This is a genomic window from Geodermatophilus sp. FMUSA9-8, from assembly GCF_037034165.1.
In the GTDB taxonomy this organism is placed as follows: Bacteria; Actinomycetota; Actinomycetes; order Mycobacteriales; family Geodermatophilaceae; genus Geodermatophilus; species Geodermatophilus nigrescens.
Window position 1 is genome coordinate 1 of sequence record NZ_JBAGKE010000008.1, and the last position, 20,572, is coordinate 20,572.

Below are 20,572 nucleotides of genomic sequence, written 5' to 3' on the forward strand. Positions count from 1 at the left end.
GCCGGGCTTGACCACCAGCACGTCCCCGGGGATGAGCTCGGCGGGGTCGATCTCCTGTTCGCGGCCCCCGCGCAGCACCGTGGCGCGGGCGGGCACCAGGTCCAGCAGTGCCCGCAGTCCGCGGCGGGTGCGGGTGACCGCGTAGTCCTCCAGTGCCTCGGCCAGGGAGAAGAGGAACGCCAGCATCGCGGCCTCACCGACGGCGCCCAGCGCGATGGCGCCGAGCATCGCGACGGTCATCAGCGTGCCGACGCCGAGCCTGCCGCGCCGCAGGGCCCGCAGGGTGCCGGGCACGAAGGTGAGACCGCCGGCCAGCACCGCCCCGCCGGCGAGCACCGCGGAGGCGAGGCCGTCCCCGCTCAGCCATCCGACGAGTACCGAGGCCAGCCACAGCGCCCCGGCCAGCCCGGCCAGCTGTGCCGACCGGGACCGCCACAGCGCGGTGGGTTCGTCGCTGCCGTGGTCTGCGGGTGCGGGTGCCGAGCAGGTCGGGTCCCCGCACCCGTCCCCGCCTGGGGCGGCGGACCACGGCGATCCCACCGGAGGTGTTGCGGGAGGTGCGCAGCAGGCGCAGCCGTCGCCGCAGCCATCGCCGGTCGGCTCCGGGCCGCCGAGGGGGCGCGGGCTCAGGGGAAGGACCGGCAGGTCGGCTGTGCGGCTGTGCGCCGGCCGGGCCCGGGGGCGGTCGTCGTCGGCGCCGCAGCAGAGATCGGACATGTCAGGCCTCCTGCAGGGCGGCGGTGTCGCTCGGCGCGTCGAGGGGGGAGGTGTCCCCTGGCCCGGCGCCGGAGTCGGCGGGACCGGAGGTGCTCGGCGTGCTGAGGTCAGCCGGGCGGGCGGGCGCCAGCATGGAGAGGCCGGTGTCGGTGAGCCGGTACATGACGAGCTTGCCCTCCCGCCGGGAGGCGGCCAGCCCGGCCGTGCGCAGCACACGCACGTGGTGGGACACCAGGTTCTGGCTGGCTTCGCAGATCCAGGCCAGGTCGCAGACGCACAGCTCCCCACCGGTCAGCAGGGCGGTCGCGATCCGCAGCCGGACGGGATCGCCCAGGGCCTTGAACCGGGCGGCGGCGGCCTGCGCCGCGTCGAGCGGCGGCAACGCCGCCCGGACCTCCTCGGCGTGGGGGAGGTCGAGGCACAACAGGTCGCAGCGATCAGGGCCCACGGGTGCTCCTCCGGCGACGACGGGTGCGAGAACTACCGCCTTGACGCTACAACATCCCAACAGTCGTTGGTGCGTCGTGCTGGGAGATCCGGTCGTCCCGGACCGGCCGTCGCGGAAGCAACCCGGGATCCGCCGGCACGCCATCCGCGCGTGGTCGCGGCGGCCGACGGAGGGGATGCTCCGGTGGGCGTGGACCCGACCGGGTCGATGCGTCAGCGGAAGCCGCAGAACCCTCGGCATCGGCGGCGGGAGGGGTCCAGCGGCACGGTCCGCGCCGGCACCCGGGAGCGGGCGGTGCCGATCTCGAGGGGAACCCGCCGGTGAGGAGACGCGCAGTCGTCGAACCCGGCGCGACCGCGCGTCACCCGAGGCCCGATAGCTCACCGGACGGCGGCGCCCCGTCGCCGGTCGTTCCGGCGCGACACCGTCAGCTGCGTCCGCAGTGCCCGGGGACCGTCTCGCTGTGCTCCCCACGGCGGGTCACGGCACGCCGGCGTCGGCCGCCAGCCGGGACGCGAGCTCCTCGAGCCGTTCCGCCGACACCTCTCCGACCTGGCGGTCCACCACGCGACCGTCGGCGGCGACGGCGAGGGTGACCGGCAGCCCGGGAACGGCCAGCGCGGTCATCAGCGCCTTGTCCTCGTCGACCACCTGCGCGTAGGTCACGCCCAGGTCGGTCAGCAGCGAGACCGCGGCCGGGCGGGTGTCCTCGGTGTTGACCCCCAGGAAGCCGACCCGGTCGCCGTAGCGGTCGTGGGCCGCCTGCAGCAGCGGCAGCTCCTCCCGGCAGGGCCCGCACCAGCTCGCCCACAGGTTGACCAGGGCCGGCCGGCCGCCGAGATCGGCCAGCGCCACGTCCCCGCCGCCGGTCAGGCACGGCAGACGCAGGGCCGGCAGGCCGTCCGCGCCGCCGGTCGTGACGCCGTCGGCGGCGAAGGCCTCGCAGCCGGCCACGGCGTCGGGCACCGCGACCACAGGAGCGCCGGCATCCCGGGCCGGGGCCGGCGGCTCGCTTCCGCAGGCGCTCAGCGCGACGGCGACCAGGAGCGCCGCGACCGCCCGGCGGATCCGGGGCCGGCGGGCGGTCACCGGAGCCGGCCGTGCGACCCGGGCCGGACCGGTGCGTGGGGACAGGTGGAAGGGCACGGCTCAGGCGTCGCCGGCGCGTCCGGGCCGGCTGTTGCCGAGCAGGCCGGTGAACAGTGCGCCGAACCGTTCGTGGTGCCCGCCGCTGCCGCCCCGGGCGAGGCCCGCCAGCGACACCGTCGCCGACCGGCCGTCGCCGGGGTCGGCCGCCGGCGCCTGGGTGATGCGGGCGAAGACGCGTTCCCGGCGCACCAGCAGGGTGACCATGAGCCCGAGCAGCATGGTGATGGCGCTGATGAGGACCCCGACCTGGCCGGGGTCGTGCGAGACCTGCAGGGCCGCGAACTCCCGGTACCCGTCGAAGCGCACGACCGTGCCGTCGTCGAACGTCGCGCTCTGCCCGACGCCCAGGTTGGCCTCGCCGACCCGGTTGAGTGCTCCGACGTCGATCTGGCGCTGGTCGAGCGTGAACACCGACTGGGGATTGCCGCTGTCCAGTCCTAGGTAGCCGCGGTAGCCGATGACGGCGACCTGCGGGTTGAGCGGGCGGGCGTCCAGTGACGTGAGGACGCCGTTCCGGACCAGGCCGGTCGGGGCGAAGAAGCCCTCGAGGGCGAAGCCGTCCCCGGACCCGTCGCCGAGGTCGGGCACCTTCACCGCGCCCTCACTGGCGAAGGTGGTGCTGTCCCGGGGCAGGAACGGCGCCGACAGCTGCTCGAAGACCTGACCGTCGGGAAGGGTCACGGTGAACAGCGGCGTGAAGCCGTGGCCGGTGACGTACAGGCGGTCGCCGTCGGAGCGGAAGGGGTCGTTGACCCCGATCGTCGTCGACCTGGCGGGCGCCCCGGGCGCGTCCTGGACGCCGATGTCGGCGGTGAACGACGCCGGCGTGCCGTTGGGCTCGTACGTGGCGCGGAAGTCCTGCAGGTCGAAGCACAGGGGCGTGAGGGTGTCCTGGTCGACCAGCGGTCCTGCGACGTAGCGGTCGTACTGCTGGAAGGAGTTGCAGAACCCGTCGCCCTCGGTGACCAGGATGCTGCCCTCGTAGCCCCACAGCTTCCCGCCGGCGAGTGCGGCCAGCAGCGCCAGCAGCGAGAGGTGGAAGACGAGGTTGCCGGTCTCCTTCACCCGGCCCCGCTCGGCCGAGAGCTCCACGCCGGCGGCGGTGTCGCGGCGGGACACCCGGAACCGCGCCGACCGCAGGTCGGCCTCGATCCGGGCGGCCAGGGGGTCCGCGGCCAGCGGCGCCTCGGCGGTGGTGTGGACCGGGAGCCGGTGCAGATGGCGCGGAACGGGAGGCGGATCGGAGCGCAGGGCCCGGAGGTGCTCGACGCAGCGGGGTACCAGGCAGCCGATCAGGGAGAGGAACAGCAAGAGGTAGACGGCCGAGAACCACGGGCTGGCGAAGACGTCGAACATCCCCAGCCGGTCGAGGACGGGGGCGAGCTCCGGGTTCTCCTGGAAGTACCGCGTCACCGCGCTGGGGGTCAGCGACCGCTGCGGGAACAGCGATCCGGGCACGGCCGCCACGGCCAGCAGGAAGAGCAGCACCACCGCCGTCCGCATGCTCGTCAGCCACCGCCAGCGGCGCAGCAGCCACCGTCCTGCCCGGTGCGGCAGCGGATCCTGCGACGGTCTGACCGGCGGCGCGGTCGGGCGCTCCTGCACGTCGGTCACGACGCGCCCCGCACGTCCTCGGTCCGGGCAGGTGCCGCCGGGCGCGACCGGACCGTCGAGGTCGTGTTCACGGCGACTCCTTCGCGCTGACCTGCTGCGCCGGTGGCCACCTGAGGAGAGTACGAGGCGCTGTAGTAGAGGCCTGCCCCGGGGTGTCGTCCGGCGGGTCGTGCAGGCCCCGGCGTCGCCGTCGGCGCACTGCCGGCCGGCGTGGGGGCCGGATGGGCGCACGGCGCTCCGCGGGTGCCCTGGTGTCCAGGGCGCCACCGTCCAGCGCCGGAGGGATCCATGCCCGGTCGGTGCCGACCGCGGCCGCTCGGCGCCTCGGCCCCTGTTCTGGCAGCCCCCTCCCCAGTGGCCGGCTCGGTGCGGCCACCCGCCAGGGTTCGGCGGGGATGGCACTATGGCCCTTAGTAGGGCGGTTCTCCCCGCCCGAGCGACATCCGCCCGCACCGCCGAGGAGATCCGTGACCGACGACCCCCGGACCGACGACGCCCGCGGAGCCCGTCGGCGGTCGAGCCAGGCTTCCGCGACCAAGGGGGGACCGCGGCCGGCCGCGACCCGGGGTGGCGTGGGAGGTCGGCGCACCCGGCCGCCGACGCAGGTCGTCACCAGGCAGCGGCCGTGGGGGCTCATCGCGGCCGCCGTCGCGGTGGTCGTCTTCGCGACCGCCGCCATCGGATACGCCGTCGTCCAGGTCAACAAGGCGGATGCGGACCGGGTCACCGCGGTGGAACAGATCGCGGGAGCCCGGGTCTACGACTATGCGAACGGTCAGGGGCACGTCGCCACCCCGGTCACCTACCAGGAGTCGCCGCCGGTGGGTGGCGAGCACGACGCCGAGTGGGCCGACTGCACCGGCACGGTCTACTCCGTCGACATCCGCAACGAGAACGCCGTCCACTCGCTCGAGCACGGCGGGGTGTGGATCACCTACGACCCGGACCGGGTGTCCGAGGAGGACGTCGCCACGCTGAGCGAACTGGTCGACGGCCGGGCCGGGCTGATGCTCTCTCCCCGACCGGGGCTGGGGGCTCCCATCAGCCTGCAGTCCTGGAACACCCAGCTGACGCTGGACTCGGCCACCGACCCCCGGCTCGGGCAGGCGGCCGACTTTCTCACCTTCAACCCGGAGAACACCCCCGAACCCGGTGCGACGTGCGAGAACCCGACATTCATCACCTCGCCCCTCGTGGTCGGCGATGCCGGCCGCGCCGGCGGGTGACGGCTGTTCTCCGGCGTCTACCGCGCCGGCCTGCGACTGCATCTCACGGCTTCTGTCCAGGCCGACAGGGCCCCGTCGGCTTCGCGCCCCGGACGGGTCGGCCGTCGTGGCGACGGCGCGCGACGTGTGCAGCGGGTGTGACCCGTTCGACCGTCGACCGCCGCAGATCATCGACCGAGGGGCTACTAGGCTTGCTAGTACGCGGGTGGTGACCCGGGACCGGCGAGTGCGAGGAACAGGATGACGACCGCCTCGGGTGAACGACGCATCCCCTTCCCTCGATACCAGGTCTGGCGGGCCCTGACGGCACCGCTGGCCTACTGCCCGGTGTGCGACGTCTCCTACGTCTTCTCCGGGACCGTGGAGGAGGACGGAGCCGAGCGCATCGGTCAGGGCACGCAGTTCGTGTGCGTCGGCGGCCGGCTCGAGGGCGCGCCGCCGCCGCCCGGCGCGGTGCGCGGCGAGGTCGTGGAGTACCGGGCCCGGCGTCGTATCGGCACGCGGCTCCAACGGCCCCAGGAGACCTGGCACACCGTCTTCGAGCTGGCCGACGGGGGGCCGGGCGCCACCGATGTCGCGGTGACCGTGACCCACGAGGCCACGGGCGGCGGCAGGATCATGCGGGCCCTGCTGCGGCGGTCGCTGGAGAAGATGATGGGGCGGACCGTCGACGCCGAGCTGGCCAAGCTGCCCGACCACGTCCGTCAGGTCAACGAGGACCCCCTGCTGTCCAGCGCGATCGACGACGAGCCGGATGGCCCGGTCCTGCATCTGCGCAGCGAGGTCACCGCCGCGGTGGTGCGACGGCTGCAGCGGGCCGGCGACCTGGCGCAGCTGGGCGTCGTCGCCGTCGATGTGACTCGGCTGACCTTCATCGACGCGACCGCCTTCCCGATGCTCAAGCGCTGGGCCCGGGCGCTCACGCGGAGCGGCCGGCCCGCGGTCGTGCGGGGAGACAACCCCTACTTCGACGAGATGCTGGGCGTGATGGCGCTGAGGGAGGAGTTCCGCCGGGAGGAGTGAGCCGCTGCCCCTCGCCGTCGGTGACGCCGCGCCGCCACCCCAGCGCCCGGGCCGGTCCGGCAATCCGGCCGGGTCGCGGGGTGCAGAGGTCCTCGAGCACGGCGACCCGCTCGAGACCACCTCCCCGCCCGACCCTGCAGCCTGCGGGTCCCGGCGAGGACGGTGGCCAGGAGGGACGCTGCGTCGTCGTCCGTGCGTCGCGTCCGGTCAACCAGTGGCGACCGGCGCGACCGCCGGAGGAGTCGGGACCTCCTCCAGCTGGGGGCGGAAACGGCGCACCGCTCCGGCCGCCCCGGCCATCAGCCCGAGCCCGCCGAGGATGAGCAGCGCGACCGAGACCCGTGCCAGCACCGTGGGCCCGCCGGTGATCACGTTGGCGCTCCACAGGACGTCCATGTCCGGGAGGCCCTGGACCAGGTGCATGAAGCCGATCAGCGCCGCCAGGATCCCGGCCAGCAGGCCGTTGCCGCGCCAGGCCGACCGCACCGCGAGCACCGTGACCGCGCCGATCACCAGCGTCGGGAGGGATGCCTGCCCGAAGGCCAGGGCGCGGTCGAGCGTCGTCAGGCCGGACTGCGGTGTCGCCACCAGGTGCCACACCGCGGCCGTCGTCGACAGCGCGAGCAGGACGGCCAGCGGCCGCGGAGTCCGGGCGCGGAAGCCGGCGAGCGCCCCGGCGAGCACGATCAGCGCGTACAGCGGCCACCACACGGTGCCCCGGGGCGGAGGGGACCACGTCAGCTCGCCGGTGACCACCACGGGGGCGCCGTCGAGGGCCAGCGGCACCGCCCACGCGAAGATCGTGTGCTCCTGCTCGGGTGCCGCCACCACCCGGGGGGGCGGGGTCGGCGACATCCAGTGCGTGCGGTGGTCGTGCCAGGAGTACTCGGGCCGGGTCGAGACCTGCTCCCAGGCGGGGACCGCGTTGGAATCGGCCCGTGCGGGGAGGTCGACGGCGCCGTCGCGGCGGATGTTGATGTAGGTGGCCGGGCTGTTGGCGTTGCGCCAGACGCCGTCGGGGCCGATGCGCAGGTACTCCTCGTCGGAGTAGCCGTAGACGGTGACCGTGGACGAGGAGCCGTTGAGCAGCTCGAGGCTGTCGCCGAACTCGGTCACGCGGACGCTCACCCCGGGCAGGGGTGCCGACGTGCCGAGCACCCGGCCGTCGTAGTCGCTGCCCGCGACGCCCCGGTCGGTGTGGGCGGACGCCGGGGTGGCGCTCATCAGCACGGCGGCGACGGCGGCCAGGAGGACCGCCGACAGGCGGCGGGCGGCCAGGAGTACCGCCGGCAGGCGGCGGGTGGCGCCGCGCCCGCTGCGTGGCGTGGGCATCCGTCCACGGTAGGTCACCCGCCGTGGCTGAGCGGGAGCCTCACCGCAGTACCCGAGCGGTGTCCCGGCACGGTCCTCGCCCGCGGGCGGGCCCCGAGTGGGGCAGGCCGGGCGCAGCATCGACCGCCCATCTTCTAGTCTGGGTAGTAGTGAGGGTGGCGAACGTCTCGGGTCGCCGCCGTGGGGACCGGCGGATGCGATGCTCGTCGTCGCGGGACCGCGTATCGGCCGGCGAGAAGGGTGGGTCCATGCGACCGTTCGGGGAGCTCGAGGCGGCCATCATGCGCGAGCTGTGGAGTCGCGGTGAGCCGGCGACGGTGCGGGACGTCCTCGCGTCGCTGAGTACGTCGAGGAAGCTGGCCTACACCACCGTGATGACGGTGATGGACAACCTCCACCGCAAGGGCCAGCTGGACCGGGAGATGAGCGGGCGCGCCTGGCTCTACCGGCCCGTGCGGAGCAGGGCCGAACACACGGCCGCGCTGCTGCAGGACGTCCTCGCCGAGGCCGGCGACCGTCAGGAGGTGCTCATGCACTTCGTCGCCGACCTGGACTCCACCAGCGTGGCCCAGTTGAGGTCCGCGGTGGAGGCGGCGCGGCGCCGGAGCGACTCCCCGTCGGGCGATGCCGGATGATCGCCAGCCTCGCCCTGCTGGCCATCGGGGTGGTCCTGCTCGTGCTCGGTCCGCGGCTGGCCGCCGCCCGGTGGACGCGCCAGGCGCCGCGCCTGGCCATCCTCACCTGGCAGGCCCTCACCGTGGCCGCGGTGGCCGCGGTGGTGCTGGCGGGCGTCACCTCCCTCATCCCCATCACGGCACTCGCCGATGATCTCGGCGCGATCGTGCACGCCTGCGCGGTCAGCATCGCGACGGCCTACGCCACGCCGGAGTTCCTGCCCGGCCGGCTGCTGGGCACAGTCCTGGCCGGGGTCATCCCGGTGTGGCTTCTGGTCTGCGCCGCGCGCGTGCTGGTCGGTGGCTGGCGCAGCCGGCGCGACCTCCACCGCTCCCTGGACCTCGTCGCCGACGCGGGTGCGTCCCCGGGCGGGCTGGTGGTCCTCGAGGCCGCGGCGCCGGCTGCCTTCTGCGTGCCCGGCCGCACCAGCCACATCGTGATCTCCCGGGGGGCCCTGGACTGCCTGTCGCGACGGGAGCTCGACGGGGTCCTGGCCCATGAGGCGGCGCATCTGCACGGGCGGCACAACCTCGCCGTGGCGCTGTCGGAGATCCTCTCGCAGGCGTTTCCGCGGGTCCCGCTGTTCGCGGTGGCCGCGGTGCAGACCCGCGAGCTGATCGAGCTGCTCGCCGACGACGCCGCCCTCGAGGCGGTCGACCGGGTCAGCCTCGCCTCGGCGATCGTCAGCCTGGCCGAGATGCGGGCACCGGCTGCCGCGCTCGCCATGGCGCAGAGCGCAGCGGCGCTGCGGGTCACCCGCCTGCTGGCGCCGGAACCGCCGATGACCGCCTGGCGTCACCGGCTCGGCGCGGGCGCGGCACTGGCGATCGTGGCGGCGCCGCTGTTGCTCGCCGGCTATCCGGCGCTGAGCGCCGCGCTCAGCGACCTGTGCAGCATCTGAGGCGGGCGGGCGTGCCCACCGCTCGTCCCGTCGGGGTTCCCGGCGAGGGTGCCGGCGTCTCGCGGCGCGCCGTGCTGCTCGGCGGCCTGGCCGGCCTCGGGGCGGTGGCGCTGTCGGCGTGCGGCGGAGACTCCGACACCCAGGCGGGCTCGTCCGCGGCGGACTCGGCCGGCACGGTCACCACGGGCGCGGACGGCGTCCAGGAGGTCACGCTGCTGGTGCGGGACGACTACGTCTTCATCCCGGACGCGTTCGAGGTCGGGGCGGGACGGGTCCGGCTGACCCTGACCAGCGAGGCCGAGTCCCTGACCCACAACATCCGGTTCACCCCGGGGGCCGGCCCCGCGCCGATCGAGGAGGAGATCCCGATCCTCGGCCCCGCGGCCAGTGAGACCATCGAGTTCGCCGTCGACCGGCCCGGTGACTACCAGTACGAGTGCTCCTTCCACGTCGCGCTCGGTCAGATCGGCACGATGACCGTTCGGCAGTCCTGACCCGACCCGCGGCCGGTGCCGTGCACCGGGGCGGAGGCGGACCGGGAACGCGGCCGGCGCCTGCGCAGCCGCCGTTGCGGCCGGCCGGGAGTGCGACTGCGGCCCCGGACGTCGGCGGTGCTAGTCGTGCGCGGTCACTTCGTGGGAGGTGTGCGCGGGACTCTCCAGCTGGAAGGTCGAGTGCTCCACGCTCACGGTGAAGTGCTCGGCCAGGCACGCCTGCAGCTGGTCGAGGACCTGGGGCGCGTGCCCGTCGAAGAAGCACGAGTCCTCGACGACCACGTGCGCCGACAGCACGGGCAGCTCGCTGGTGATCTGCGAGGCGTGCAGGTCGTGCACCTCCTGGACGTGCGGCAGGGCGAGCAGGTGCCGGCGGACGTCGTCGAGGTCGAGTCCCGGAGGAGTGCTCTCGAGGAGGACCGAGACCGTCTCACGCAGCAGCTTCAGGGTGCGCGGCACGATGAGGACCGCGATGAACAGCGACGCCAGCGCGTCGGCCTGCTGCCAGCCGGTGAGGGCGATGACCGCGGCCGCGACGAGGACGGCGACGGAGCCGAGGGTGTCGTTGAGCACCTCGAGGAAGGCCGCGCGCATGTTGACGTTGCTGCTCCGCCCGCCCCGCACCAGGATCAGGATCCCGATGACGTTCGCGATCAGGCCCACGACGCCGAAGACGAGGACGGCCGTCGACGCGATCTCCGGCGGTTCGAACAGCCGGCGGATGCCCTCGACGAGGATGTAGATCCCGACGGCCAGCAGTGCGGCCGCCTGCAGGGTCGCGCCGAGGACCTCCGCTCGCCGGTAACCCCAGGTGCGCCGGTCGGTCGCCGGCCGCATCGCCAGTGTCGCCGCGACGAGGGCGATCGCCAGCCCGGCGGAGTCGGTGAGCATGTGCCCCGCGTCGGCCAGCAGCGCCAGGCTGCCGGTGACGAGGGCCCCGATCACCTCGATGACCAGGACGGTCGAGGTGAGGGCCAGCACGATGGCGAGCCGGCGTCGGCGCTGTGCCGGATCCGCCGCGGACGGCCCGTGTCCGTGGGTGTGGTCCCCGCTCACGGCGCCGTCACCGAGCCCGCGTTGCGCGACCGGCCGACGCCGGGGAGGAACCGTCCGGTCGATGAGGCGTAGTCGGCGTAGGCCGGGCCGTGTGTCTGCAGCAAGTAGGGCTCCTCAATGAGGCGGACCTGTAGCTCCACGGCGGCGATGAGGCACAGCAGCGCCGTCACCGACAGCCAGGTGGGGACCACCAGCGTCATCCCGGCCTGGGCGGTGACCATGGCCGTGAAGATGGGGTTGCGGACGAGGGCGAAGACGCCGCCCGTCACCAGCGCGGTGCGCTCGGACTCGTCGACGCCGATCCGCCACGAGCTGCCCATCGCGGCCTGCGCCGCCAGGACACCGGCGAAACCGAGGACGGCGACCGCCGCTCCAGCCACGGCGAGGATGGAGGCGCCGCCGCCTGCGGGAGGCGGCACGGCGCCGACGGCGGCCAGCACCAGGGCGGCCGCGCCGAGGACCAGTGCGAGGACGAACAGGACGCCGGCCGTCCACCGCAGCGATCCCGGCCGCCCGGAGATGCCGTGGAAGCCCGAGCTGCCCGTCCGCCGGATCTGCAGCCAGGTGCGCAGGCCGAAGATGACGGCGAGGCCGACCAGGTAGAGGGTCGCAGCGACGACGGTCATGACGCGGCGCTCCCGGTCGCGCGGCGCGTGCGGCCCGCGGGGGGCGACCCCGCGGCGGTCGTGGGCGAGCAGGCGCCGGGGTCCACGGCCAGCACGACGCCCAGCAGGTCCTCCAAGGCGTGCGCCAGCCGCGGGTCGGCCAGCTCGTAGCGCGACCGGCGTCCCTCGGGCACCGCGACGACCAGGCCGCAGCCACGCAGGCAGGACAGGTGGTTGGAGAGGTTCTGCCGGGTGACGCCCAGCAGTTCGGCGAGCTCGCCGGGATAGCCGGGACCCCGGAGGAGGGCCAGCAGCAGCCGGGTGCGGGTGGGATCGGACAGGGCGTGGCCGAAGCGGGCCAGGACCTCGGCGTGGACGACGGGCATCACGCCCTCTTTGTACAGCCGAAGCTGAATTCAGCGCAAGCTGTACAAGCGTCGTGGCGCCGGGCTCCCACTGAGTGGGTCGCCGCCGGACGGCCGCTGCGCTCACCGGCGGTCCGGCGCCTGGGCCCGGGTGGCCAGCTGCTCGAGGCGGGCGTTGTAGGCGTCGCGTTCGGCGTCCGCGCGGGCGTCGGCGGCATCGGTCTGCCGCCGGTTGGCGCCGACCCACTGGGCGAAGATGACCACGGCGGCGGCGATGGTCGGCACCTCCCCGAAGCCCCACACGATGTTGCCGGCCGCCAGCTGGTCGGTCATGACGTCGACGCCCCAGCTCTGCGGCGGGTGCGTGAACGTCTGCACCAGGGGTCGGTTGGCCATCATCACCGCGACGGCGAAGAAGGCGTGCAGCGGCCCGGGGACCATCAGTTCGATCAGCCGGACGGGGGGAGAGGCCCGGTGGGGCCATGGGCCGATGGCGAACGCCCCGCCGAAGGCCAGCAGGCCGGTGCCCAGGAAGAGCGTCAGCATCGCCACGTTGCCGGTGGCGCTGCGCATGAGCACGTCGAACAGAGGGGTGAAGTAGATGCCGTAGAGGCTGCCGATGAAGACCGCCGTCGTCACGGCCGGATGGGCCAGCACCCGGGTGGCGCGGCTGCGCAGCAGGCCCAGCAGCAGCCGCCGGCATCCGGCGCCGATCCCGCGGCGCGGCAGGGTCCGGATGGCCAGGCTGACCGGGGCGCCCAGCATGATCAGCATCGCGGACAGGACGCTGAGGACCAGCTTCTGCAGCATGTGCACCGAGAAGAGGGTCATCCCGTACCCCATCACCTGGGTGCCGGTCACCAGGAGCACGGTCCCGATGCCGGCCGTGAAGCTCGCCGTCCGGTACCAGGGCCACCCTCGGCGCCGGACGTGCAGGGCCCGGACGCCGGCCAGGTAGGCCACCAGGCCCAATAGCGCGACGGCGGGGAAGACCGACGTCGCGTCCAGCTGAGGAGTCAGCAGGCGGAGCAGGGTCGGTGGCTGTTCCGGCATCCACATCATGTCGTCGCCTCGGTGCTCGATCGCGGGGCGGGTCCGGGTGCCGGTCAGGACCGGGCGACCACCTGCAGGTCCTCGGCGATCTCCTGTGCGGTGTCCCCGGCCGAGAACATCACCCGTGCGGTGTCGTCGGCCCCGTAGAGCAGCAGGCTGGTGGCGTGCATGGTCCCCTCGCCCTCGGCGAGCGGGACCTCCGCCGCGGCCTGCGCCGCCTCCACGTCGGCCTGGCTGCCGGTGAGCCCGACGAAACGGGTGGGCAGGTCCCCGTCGAAGCGCGCCAGGTACTCACCGAGGAACTCGGGGGTGTCGCGCGCCGGGTCGGTGGTGACGAAGACGACGCGGGTGCGGGCGGCGACGTCCTCGGGCACCGACCGCAGCGCGATGGCCACGTCGGCCATCGTCGTCGGGCAGACGTCGGGACAGTTGGCGTAGCCGAAGAAGAGCAGCGTCGGCTGCCCGCCGGTCTCCGCGGCGAAGTCGAACGCGGCTCCGTCCTGGGAGGTCAGGGCGAACTCCGGCCGCGGCCGGGGCTCGGGCAGTTCCCGGCCGGCGAACGGTCCCCCGTCGGCGGAGGGAGAGACCTCGGCGGCGGCGGAGCCGGAGGAGCCTGTCGCGTGGCCCTCGTGCCCGCTGCCGTCCGCGCCGGCGCAGCCCGCCAGTGACGTGGCGATCACCAGGACTGCGAGCGCGGAGAGCCGCCGCCCGAACATGTTTCGACTAAGCACGTTAGTAGTCTAGGCCGCGTGCGCCGGCCACCGGAGGGCGGTCCGCATCCGTGCACGGTCGAGGAGAGGGCGACGGAATGAGTGCGAACGCCGATCAGGCGCCAGGCCCGGCGGAGGCGCCGGCGGCGCTGTGGTCCCGGCTCCTGCGACCGGGCTACCTGCTCATGCACCTGGTCGTCGTCCTGCTGTTCCTCATCACGCTCCGACTGGGGTGGTGGCAGTGGGAGCGGGCGCGGCTGAACGACTGGTCGCCGCTGAACCTGTCCTACGCGCTCCAGTGGCCCGTCTTCGGCCTCATGGGCGTCTGGTACTACGTCCGGATGATGCAGGTCGAGGTCACGCGGGATCCGGACGCCGACGAGCCGGGTACTGCGGTGCTGCTCTACCAGCGGCCGCGGATCGACACCTCCGGGGATCCCGAGCTCGCCGCGTACAACGCCCACCTGGCCGAGCTCAACGAGAGGGTGCTGCGACAGCGGGACTCCTGACGGCCGTGTCCGACGGTCGTGCCGGGGCGGTGTCGTTCAGATGTCCACGCCGCGCTCCCGCAGCCAGCCGGCGGGATCCACCCGGCGGCCGTCGAGGCCGCCCCGGAAGACCTCGAAGTGCAGGTGCGGGCCGGTCGACTGACCCCGGTTGCCGAGCAGTGCGATGGTGTCCCCGGCGCGGACCTGCTGACCGGCCTCGACGGTGATCTCCTCCATGTGGCCGTACACGGTCACGTCGCCGTTGTCGTGCAGGATGTAGACCGCCAGTCCGAAGCCGCTCGCGGCGCCGGCGCGCAGCACCACACCGTCGGCTGCGGCGTACTCGGGGGTGAGCATCGGCGCGGCGATGTCCAGGCCGTAGTGCGTGGTGCCCCACCGGGCGCCGTACCCGCTGGTGACGCGCCCGTCCACCGGCATCACCGCGTCCGGCCGCGCCGCCTCCTCCCGGGCCGCCCGGGAGGCGGCGAGCTCGCCGAGGCGGGCCGCGATCTCGGCATCCGCGATCTGGGGGCGTGCATCCGGCTCGGCCAGGACGTCCTGCGTACCGTAGCCGGTGTACACCGCCTGGGAGGCCGGCTCGTGGGCGTGGGCGATCGGTGACCCCATGCCCAGGCTGCCCTCCCACAGGCTGCTGGCCACCGCGCCCACCACCACGGCGCTGAGGAGCAGCCGCGGCCGCTGGCGGAGCAGGGGAGGCCTGCTGATCCGGAGCCTCGCCGGGCGGTCCTGCCGTGGGGTCACTGCCGTCCTCACCGTCACGCCGGATGTGCCCCCTCATGACAGCACACCGTGACCACCCCGATACCTAAGGTGCTTAGTAGTTGGCGTGTCGACCGAGTCACACGACCGAGGAGCCGAGCCCCGTGCTGGCCAACCAGGCGCGCAGCCAGAGCATCACCATCTCCCACCAGCCGGTCACCAGCAGCACCCCGAGGACGATCAGGAGGACGCCGCCGGCCCGCATCACCGTGCGGGCGTGCCGCCGGGCGAGGGCGGAGAAGGTCAGCGCCCGCCGTGCACCCAGCGCCACCAAGAGGAACGGGACGCCGAGCCCCAGGCAGTAGGCCAGCCCCAGCACGGCACCGCGAGCCGCCGACGCCTCGGAGTAGGCGAGGGTGTTCACCGCGGACAGCGTCGGTCCCAGGCAGGGCGTCCAGCCCAGGCCGAAGACCACACCCAGCAGCGGAGCGCCGGCCAGGCCGGCCGGCGGGCGCCGGGTGATCCGGCGCTCCCGCTGCAGCCAGTGCAGGCCGCCCAGGAAGGTCAGACCCATGAGGATCGTGACGATCCCCATCAGGCGGGTGAGCAGGGGTGCCCACTCGAGCATCAGGCGCCCCAGGCCGCCGAAGAGCGCCCCGAAGGACACGAAGACGGCGGTGAAGCCCAGCACGAACAGCAGCGCTCCGGCGACCACCCGGCGCCGCTGGGGAGCCGTGGCGACCGCTGTCGCGGTCCGGCCGCCCGGCCCGGTGCCCGCTGCGGCGCCGCCCTCGGGCGCCGTGCCCTCGGGCGCCGTGCCCTCGGGCGCCGGGCCGGTGGGCACCGTGGCCTGCGCTCCGGTCAGCCCGGCGACGTAGGCGAGATAGCCGGGGACCAGTGGCAGCACACAGGGCGAGGCGAAGCTGATCAAGCCCACCAGGGCGGCGACACCCCCGGCGAGCAGGAGCGAGCCGTCGCTCACGACGGCGGCGAAGGACTCCCCGAGGCCGCTCACCGGGGGGCGTCCTCGGGGGTCTCGGCCAGCAGCTGGTCCAGCGCGCGGCGCAGGTCGGCCTCGGGGACGACGGCGACGTAGACGGCGGCGACCCGGCCGGCGCGGTCGAGCAGGATCGTGCTGGGGACCACGTTGGCCGGGAATCCCCGGAAGGCCAGCGCCACCTCGCCGCGGGGATCGAACAGCGAGGGATACCCCACGCCGTTGGCGTCGACGAAGGCCTGGGCCAGCTGCCGCTGGTCCTTCACGTCGACGCCCAGGAAGCGGACCCCGAGGTCGGCCACGTCGGCGTGGACGGACTGGAACTCCGGGGTCTCGACGCGGCAGGGGGCGCACCACGAGCCCCAGAAGTTCAGCACGGTGATGTCCCCGGCCAGGGAGGCGGACTCGAACGCCGTGCCGTCGAGGAGCTCGCCGCCGAACGCGGGCGCGGTCTGGCGTCGCTCGACGGGCACGAGCTCTCCCAGTGGGGTGTTGCCGGCGAAGTCGAAGGTCGCGGCGTCCGACGTGCTGCCGCTGCCGCTGCGCTCACCGCCTGACGAGCAGCCCAGCAGGAGCAGCGCGACGGCGATCGCGCAGAGCATCGAGGTCGAACGGCGCGCGAGGTCAGGCAACGAGGGTGCTCCAGTACAGCCAGAACCGCTCGGCGATGGCGGCGGTGATGAGCAGGAACCAGGCGGTCAGCGCGATCCCGTGACCGGCGCGCACCGCGGCCGCGGTCCGGCGCAGCCCTGGCGGCAGCCGGTGCTGCACCGCCGCCAGGTTGCGCAGGGTCACGTACCAGAAGAGGGGGATCGTCACCGCCCAGACCACCATGCAGTACGGGCACAGGGCACCGATGCGGTAGAGGCTGCTGACGATCAGCCAGTGCACGAGCGCGACGGCCGCGGTGACGCCGACCTGCAGGCCCGCCCAGAACCAGCCCGGCAGTCGCGTCCCGGCCAGCAGCAGCGCGCCGGTCACGACGACGACCGGGAAGCTGGCGACGCCCAGCAGCGGATTGGGGAAGCCGAACAGCTCGGCCTGCGGGCTGCTCATCACCGAGCCGCAGCTGAGCACCGGGTTGAGGCTGCAGGTGGGCACGTAGGCCGGGTCGGCGAGCAGCGCGTACTTCTCGACAGCCAGCACGAAGGACGCCGCGAGCCCGAGCAGCCCGCCGGCCAGCAGCAGCCACCCCGTCGCGCGATCGGCCGGGACCGGCCGTTCGCGGACGTCCCGGCGTGCGGGGAGCGCCCGGTCCCTCCGCGGCCCGGGGGCGACCCCGGTGTCAGCCGGCGAGGGCGGCATCGATGCGCTCGATGAACTCGTCGGTCGAGCTGACGTCGAGCTTCTCGCCGTTGAGGAAGAACGTCGGGGTCCCCTCGACGCCCAGGGCCAGTCCGTCCTCCCGGTCGCGCAGCACGCGCTCGAGCGTGGCCGGGTCGGCGACCGCGGCGTCGTAGGCGGCCAGGTCCAGGCCGAGGTCCGCAGCGAACGTCCGGAACAGCGCGGCCTGCGAGTCCTGGCCCTCGCCCCACTCGGGCTGGGTCTCGTACATCCGGTGGTACATGTCCTCGAAGCGGCCCTGCTGGGCCGCTGCCTCGACGGCCACGGCGGCGTTCTCGGCGTTGGCGTGGCCGGGCATCGGGAAGTAGCGGGCGACGAAGGTGACCCGCCCGTCGTAGTCCTCCCGCAGCTGCTCGATGAAGGGATAGGCCGCCCGGCAGCTCTCGCACTCGAAGTCGAGGAACTCCACGAGGGTGACGCGCCCGTCCGTGGCGGTCGAGAGCCGGTGGCTGTCCTCGCGGACCACGGTGGCACCGGACGCGGTGCTGGACTCCGCCCCTCCGCCGCTGTTCACGCCGAGCAGCACGGCGATGCCCACGACGAACGTCGCCACGAGGGCGGCCGAGATCTTGAGGTTGGTGCTCACGCGCTTCTCCCTGGTGGGTCGGCCGGCCGGCGGCCGGCGGACGCCAAGGCGGCGGGTCACACCGCCCTCCGGCGCAGGGGCCACCGGTGGCTACGACACGGCTTAGGAGAAGGCTACAAGACGGTCGCGGGAACGCGTCCGACCGCGCGCAGGTGCGAGCCGTGCGACCGGAGTGTCGCGGCCCCGCGCCGGCACGGCTCGCTCGGTGGCCGGTCGGTTCCGGAGGGTGGATCCGCGGCCTCTACGATTGACCGTAGGAGTGGGTGGTCGGCGACGGCCGCGGGTGACGGGGAGCGTGGCCGTGGACATCAGCGGGGTCGGGGTCGCTGCTCGTCCGCGCCCCCTGGGCAGGGCGACCGCCGGCCCGGGCCGCCGTCCGCTGCACGCCTGATGGTCACCGCAGCGCACCGTCCCGCCACCGCGGGGCCGCCCCCCTCGTCCGCGCCGTACCGCGCAGACGGGTCCTCCACCGCGGCGGGAGGACCCTGGCCGGTCGCCGTCCTGGTGAGCGTCGCCGGCGGGCTGGGTCTGTGGCTGGCCTTCCCGCCCTACGGCGTGTGGGGCCTGGCCGTCGGCGGCCCCCTGGCACTCGGGATCGTCGTCCGTGGCCGCAGCGCAGGTCGGGGAGCGGTGCTGGGACTGCTCCTGGGCCTGGCGTTCATGGTCCCGCTGCTGAAGTGGACCGGCACCTTCGTCGGGGACTTCCCGTGGCTGGCGCTGTCGGTCCTGCAGGCGGGGTTCTTCGCGGCCCTCGGCGCGGCGACGGCCCTGACCAGCAGCCTGCGCTGGTGGCCACTGTGGTCCGCGGCGCTCTGGGTCGCGATGGAGGCTGCTCGCTCCCGGGTGCCCTTCGGCGGCTTCCCGTGGGGTCGCATCGCGTTCAGCCAGGCCGACGGCCCGTTCGCCTCGCTGGCCGCCTACGGCGGAGCCGCGTCGGTGTCGTTCGCCGTCGCCCTCACCGGCACGCTCCTCGCCGCCGGGCTCGCCCGGGCGGTGCTCGGGAAGGTCCGGAACCGGGGGGCAGGGCTGCGGGCCTGTGCCCCGCCCGTCGCAGCGGCGCTGCTCGTGCCCGCCGTCGGGGTCGCCCTCTGGCTGCCCCTGCCCGGGGACAGCCTGACGACAGGTGGGCGGCCGGCCACGTTCGCGGTCATCCAGGGGGACGTCCCCGCGGCAGGCCTCGGGTTCAACGAGCGGCGCCGGGCGGTGCTCGACAACCACGTGCAGCAGACGCTCGCGTTGGCCGCGCGGGTGGCCGCGGGCGCGAGTCCCCAGCCGGACCTGGTGATCTGGCCGGAGAACTCCTCCGACATCGACCCGTACCAGAACGCGGATGCCGCCGCGGCCATCGACACCGCCGCGCGGGCGATCGCCGCTCCCATCCTGGTCGGCGCCGTCCTCGACGGGCCGGGGGAGAACCTGACCAACGCGGGCATCGTGTGGGACCCGCAGAGCGGACCCGGCGCCCGGTACGCCAAGCGGCATCCGGTGCCGTTCGGGGAGTACATGCCGCTGCGGTCGTTCTTCCGGTTCTTCAGCGACCAGGTGGACCTGCTGCGCCGCGACTTCCTCGCCGGTGACCAGCCCGGTGTCCTCGACATCGGCGGTGTGCGGATCGGCGACGTCATCTGCTTCGAGGTCGCCTACGACGGGCTCGTCTCCGACGTCGTCGACGGCGGTGCGTCCGTGCTCGTGGTGCAGACCAACAACGCGACGTTCGGCTTCACGGCCGAGAGCGAGCAGCAGCTGGCCATGAGCCGGCTGCGCGCCGTCGAGCACGGCCGCACCGTCCTCGTCGCCGCGACCAGCGGGATCTCCGCCGTGGTGGCCCCCGACGGCACCGTGGTCGAGAGGTCCGAGCTGTTCACGCCGCGCGTCTTCGTCGAACCGATCGCCCAGCGCCGGGACCTCACCGTGGCCACCCGGCTCGGTGCCGTCCCGGAGTGGGTCCTGACCGGCGTCGGGATCGCGGCCGTCCTGGGGACTGTCGTCGACCGGCGCCGGGCCCTGTCCGCTGGCCCCGTCCGGCGGCCCCGTCGCCGCACCGACCCCCGTCCTCACGTGGAAGGCCGTTGATGACCCCCGACCAGCTGTCGGCGCTGTCCGACACCCTCTTCAGCGTCACGGTGGCGATCTACGCCGTCGCGGTGGTCGCGTTCGCCGCGGACCTCGCGTTCGGCCGGCGCCCGGCGCCGCGGCCCGTCGCAGTGGGGAGCGGCGCGGGCACCGCGCCGCTCCCCGGGGACGCCGTCACCGGGGACGCCGCCATCGTGGAAGGCGCTGCCGAGGCCGGGCCGCCACGCCGTCGCTGGGGACTGGTGGGCATGGTGCTGACCGCTGCCGGTGCACTCGCCCAGGCCGGTGTCCTCCTCGCCCGCAGCCTGGCGACCGGCCGGGTCCCCTGGGGGAACATGTACGAGTTCGGCACGGCCGCCGTGCTGGCCGGCGTGCTCGCCTTCCTCGTCTTCGCGGTGCGCGTGCCCGTGCTGCGGGGCCTCGGTCTGTTCGTGCTGGGCCCGGTGGTGCTGGGCCTGGTGCTCATCGGGCTCTACCTCTACGCCGAGTCCGGGCCGCTGATCGCCGCCCTGCGCTCGGACTGGCTGGCCGTGCACGTCTCGGCAGCCATCCTCTCGTTCGGCATCTTCATCGTCAGTGCCGTGGCCAGCGCGCTGTACCTCGTCGCCGTGCGGCGTGAGCGGCTCGCCGCGGGTGGGGCGGAGCGTTCCGGAGGAGCGTGGAGCCGGCTGCCGTCGGTCGAGGCGCTGGACCGGGTGGCGCACCGCACGGCCGTCTTCGGGTTCCCGATCTGGACCTTCGCCGTCATCGCCGGCGCGATCTGGGCGGAGAGCGCCTGGGGACGGTTCTGGGGATGGGATCCCAAGGAGACGTGGGCGTTCATCTCCTGGGCGCTCTACGCCGCCTACCTCCACGCCCGCACCACCGCGGGCTGGCGCGGCCGGCCGGCGGCCTGGATCAACCTGGTGGCGTTCGCGAGCCTGGTGTTCAACCTGCTGTTCGTGAACCTGGTCTCCACCGGTCTGCACTCCTACGGCGGGGTCTCCTGAGGGAGCC

The 20,572-nt window shown here is 74.1% G+C and carries 22 protein-coding genes and 1 pseudogene; 8 read left to right on the forward strand and 15 right to left on the reverse strand.

The window, feature by feature from the left end; genetic code table 11:
• The 4 genes and pseudogenes from WA616_RS16460 to resB form a co-directional block, all read right to left on the reverse strand.
• A pseudogene (locus WA616_RS16460) lies at positions 1 to 540 on the reverse strand (cadmium-transporting ATPase); the annotation flags it as partial.
• A gap of 178 nt (positions 541 to 718) precedes the next feature.
• On the reverse strand, positions 719 to 1,165 hold the full coding sequence (locus WA616_RS16465; protein WP_336031487.1) for an ArsR/SmtB family transcription factor: 447 nt from the start codon (positions 1,163 to 1,165) through the stop codon (positions 719 to 721).
• A gap of 480 nt (positions 1,166 to 1,645) precedes the next feature.
• The gene (locus tag WA616_RS16470; protein ID WP_336031490.1) at positions 1,646 to 2,254 is read right to left on the reverse strand and encodes a TlpA family protein disulfide reductase; all 609 of its coding nucleotides are present in this window, start codon (positions 2,252 to 2,254) and stop codon (positions 1,646 to 1,648) included.
• 60 nt (positions 2,255 to 2,314) lie between these two features.
• Positions 2,315 to 3,928 carry a cytochrome c biogenesis protein ResB gene (resB, locus tag WA616_RS16475; protein WP_336031491.1) on the reverse strand — a complete coding sequence of 538 codons (1,614 nt, stop codon included), beginning with the start codon at positions 3,926 to 3,928 and terminating at the stop codon, positions 2,315 to 2,317.
• Positions 3,929 to 4,500: 572 nt separating this feature from the next.
• On the opposite strand from resB, the gene WA616_RS16480 reads away from it, so the two are divergent.
• Together WA616_RS16480 and WA616_RS16485 are read left to right on the forward strand one after the other, a co-directional pair.
• The gene (locus tag WA616_RS16480; protein ID WP_336031493.1) at positions 4,501 to 5,154 is read left to right on the forward strand and encodes a DUF3105 domain-containing protein; all 654 of its coding nucleotides are present in this window, start codon (positions 4,501 to 4,503) and stop codon (positions 5,152 to 5,154) included.
• Between the two features lie 240 nt (positions 5,155 to 5,394).
• Entirely contained in the window at positions 5,395 to 6,177 is a 783-nt protein-coding gene (locus WA616_RS16485; protein WP_336031494.1) for an STAS domain-containing protein, read from the forward strand.
• 207 nt (positions 6,178 to 6,384) lie between these two features.
• Here WA616_RS16485 and WA616_RS16490 read toward each other — a convergent pair whose 3' ends face one another.
• A complete protein-coding gene (locus WA616_RS16490) occupies positions 6,385 to 7,509 on the reverse strand; it encodes a hypothetical protein (RefSeq protein WP_336031496.1) in 1,125 nt (374 codons plus the stop codon).
• Between the two features lie 248 nt (positions 7,510 to 7,757).
• On the opposite strand from WA616_RS16490, the gene WA616_RS16495 reads away from it, so the two are divergent.
• Genes WA616_RS16495 through WA616_RS16505 form a run of 3 tightly spaced genes read left to right on the forward strand, consistent with a single transcriptional unit; the run spans position 7,758 to position 9,579 of the window.
• Entirely contained in the window at positions 7,758 to 8,144 is a 387-nt protein-coding gene (locus WA616_RS16495) for a BlaI/MecI/CopY family transcriptional regulator (RefSeq protein ID WP_336031497.1), read from the forward strand.
• On the forward strand, positions 8,141 to 9,085 hold the full coding sequence (locus tag WA616_RS16500; RefSeq protein ID WP_336031498.1) for a M56 family metallopeptidase: 945 nt from the start codon (positions 8,141 to 8,143) through the stop codon (positions 9,083 to 9,085). Before WA616_RS16495 ends, WA616_RS16500 begins: the two co-directional genes overlap by 4 nt.
• Positions 9,086 to 9,096: 11 nt before the next feature.
• Entirely contained in the window at positions 9,097 to 9,579 is a 483-nt protein-coding gene (locus WA616_RS16505; protein ID WP_336031499.1) for a plastocyanin/azurin family copper-binding protein, read from the forward strand.
• Positions 9,580 to 9,699: 120 nt separating this feature from the next.
• Here WA616_RS16505 and WA616_RS16510 read toward each other — a convergent pair whose 3' ends face one another.
• The 5 genes from WA616_RS16510 to WA616_RS16530 form a co-directional block, all read right to left on the reverse strand.
• Entirely contained in the window at positions 9,700 to 10,635 is a 936-nt protein-coding gene (locus tag WA616_RS16510) for a cation diffusion facilitator family transporter (RefSeq protein ID WP_336031501.1), read from the reverse strand.
• Entirely contained in the window at positions 10,632 to 11,261 is a 630-nt protein-coding gene (locus tag WA616_RS16515; RefSeq protein WP_336031504.1) for a methyltransferase family protein, read from the reverse strand. The genes WA616_RS16510 and WA616_RS16515 overlap by 4 nt, the downstream gene beginning before the upstream one ends.
• The gene (locus tag WA616_RS16520) at positions 11,258 to 11,626 is read right to left on the reverse strand and encodes an ArsR/SmtB family transcription factor (RefSeq protein ID WP_336031912.1); all 369 of its coding nucleotides are present in this window, start codon (positions 11,624 to 11,626) and stop codon (positions 11,258 to 11,260) included. Before WA616_RS16520 ends, WA616_RS16515 begins: the two co-directional genes overlap by 4 nt.
• 102 nt (positions 11,627 to 11,728) lie before the next feature.
• Complete coding sequence (locus WA616_RS16525) at positions 11,729 to 12,667, reverse strand: cytochrome c oxidase assembly protein (RefSeq protein WP_336031506.1); 939 nt, start codon at positions 12,665 to 12,667, stop codon at positions 11,729 to 11,731.
• A gap of 44 nt (positions 12,668 to 12,711) precedes the next feature.
• Positions 12,712 to 13,389 carry an SCO family protein gene (locus tag WA616_RS16530; protein ID WP_336031507.1) on the reverse strand — a complete coding sequence of 226 codons (678 nt, stop codon included), beginning with the start codon at positions 13,387 to 13,389 and terminating at the stop codon, positions 12,712 to 12,714.
• A gap of 77 nt (positions 13,390 to 13,466) precedes the next feature.
• Here WA616_RS16530 and WA616_RS16535 point away from each other — a divergent pair, with 77 nt between their 5' ends.
• Complete coding sequence (locus WA616_RS16535) at positions 13,467 to 13,877, forward strand: metalloprotease (RefSeq protein ID WP_336031509.1); 411 nt, start codon at positions 13,467 to 13,469, stop codon at positions 13,875 to 13,877.
• A gap of 36 nt (positions 13,878 to 13,913) precedes the next feature.
• Here WA616_RS16535 and WA616_RS16540 read toward each other — a convergent pair whose 3' ends face one another.
• The 5 genes from WA616_RS16540 to WA616_RS16560 form a co-directional block, all read right to left on the reverse strand.
• Positions 13,914 to 14,516 carry a M23 family metallopeptidase gene (locus WA616_RS16540; protein WP_336031511.1) on the reverse strand — a complete coding sequence of 201 codons (603 nt, stop codon included), beginning with the start codon at positions 14,514 to 14,516 and terminating at the stop codon, positions 13,914 to 13,916.
• Between the two features lie 199 nt (positions 14,517 to 14,715).
• Complete coding sequence (locus tag WA616_RS16545) at positions 14,716 to 15,591, reverse strand: cytochrome c biogenesis CcdA family protein (protein WP_336031513.1); 876 nt, start codon at positions 15,589 to 15,591, stop codon at positions 14,716 to 14,718.
• Positions 15,588 to 16,205: a TlpA family protein disulfide reductase gene (locus tag WA616_RS16550; protein ID WP_336031515.1), complete on the reverse strand. Its 618-nt coding sequence runs from the start codon at positions 16,203 to 16,205 to the stop codon at positions 15,588 to 15,590. Before WA616_RS16550 ends, WA616_RS16545 begins: the two co-directional genes overlap by 4 nt.
• Positions 16,198 to 16,878 carry a vitamin K epoxide reductase family protein gene (locus tag WA616_RS16555; protein ID WP_336031518.1) on the reverse strand — a complete coding sequence of 227 codons (681 nt, stop codon included), beginning with the start codon at positions 16,876 to 16,878 and terminating at the stop codon, positions 16,198 to 16,200. The genes WA616_RS16550 and WA616_RS16555 overlap by 8 nt, the downstream gene beginning before the upstream one ends.
• Positions 16,859 to 17,503 (reverse strand): DsbA family protein, encoded by a 645-nt coding sequence (locus WA616_RS16560; protein ID WP_336031521.1) that lies wholly within the window; start codon positions 17,501 to 17,503, stop codon positions 16,859 to 16,861. The genes WA616_RS16555 and WA616_RS16560 overlap by 20 nt, the downstream gene beginning before the upstream one ends.
• Before the next feature lie 504 nt (positions 17,504 to 18,007).
• Between WA616_RS16560 and lnt the strand changes: the two genes are divergently transcribed.
• Positions 18,008 to 19,576: an apolipoprotein N-acyltransferase gene (lnt, locus tag WA616_RS16565; protein WP_336031523.1), complete on the forward strand. Its 1,569-nt coding sequence runs from the start codon at positions 18,008 to 18,010 to the stop codon at positions 19,574 to 19,576.
• On the forward strand, positions 19,576 to 20,565 hold the full coding sequence (gene ccsB, locus WA616_RS16570; protein WP_336031525.1) for a c-type cytochrome biogenesis protein CcsB: 990 nt from the start codon (positions 19,576 to 19,578) through the stop codon (positions 20,563 to 20,565). The genes lnt and ccsB overlap by 1 nt, the downstream gene beginning before the upstream one ends.
• The last annotated feature ends 7 nt before the right edge of the window (positions 20,566 to 20,572 follow it).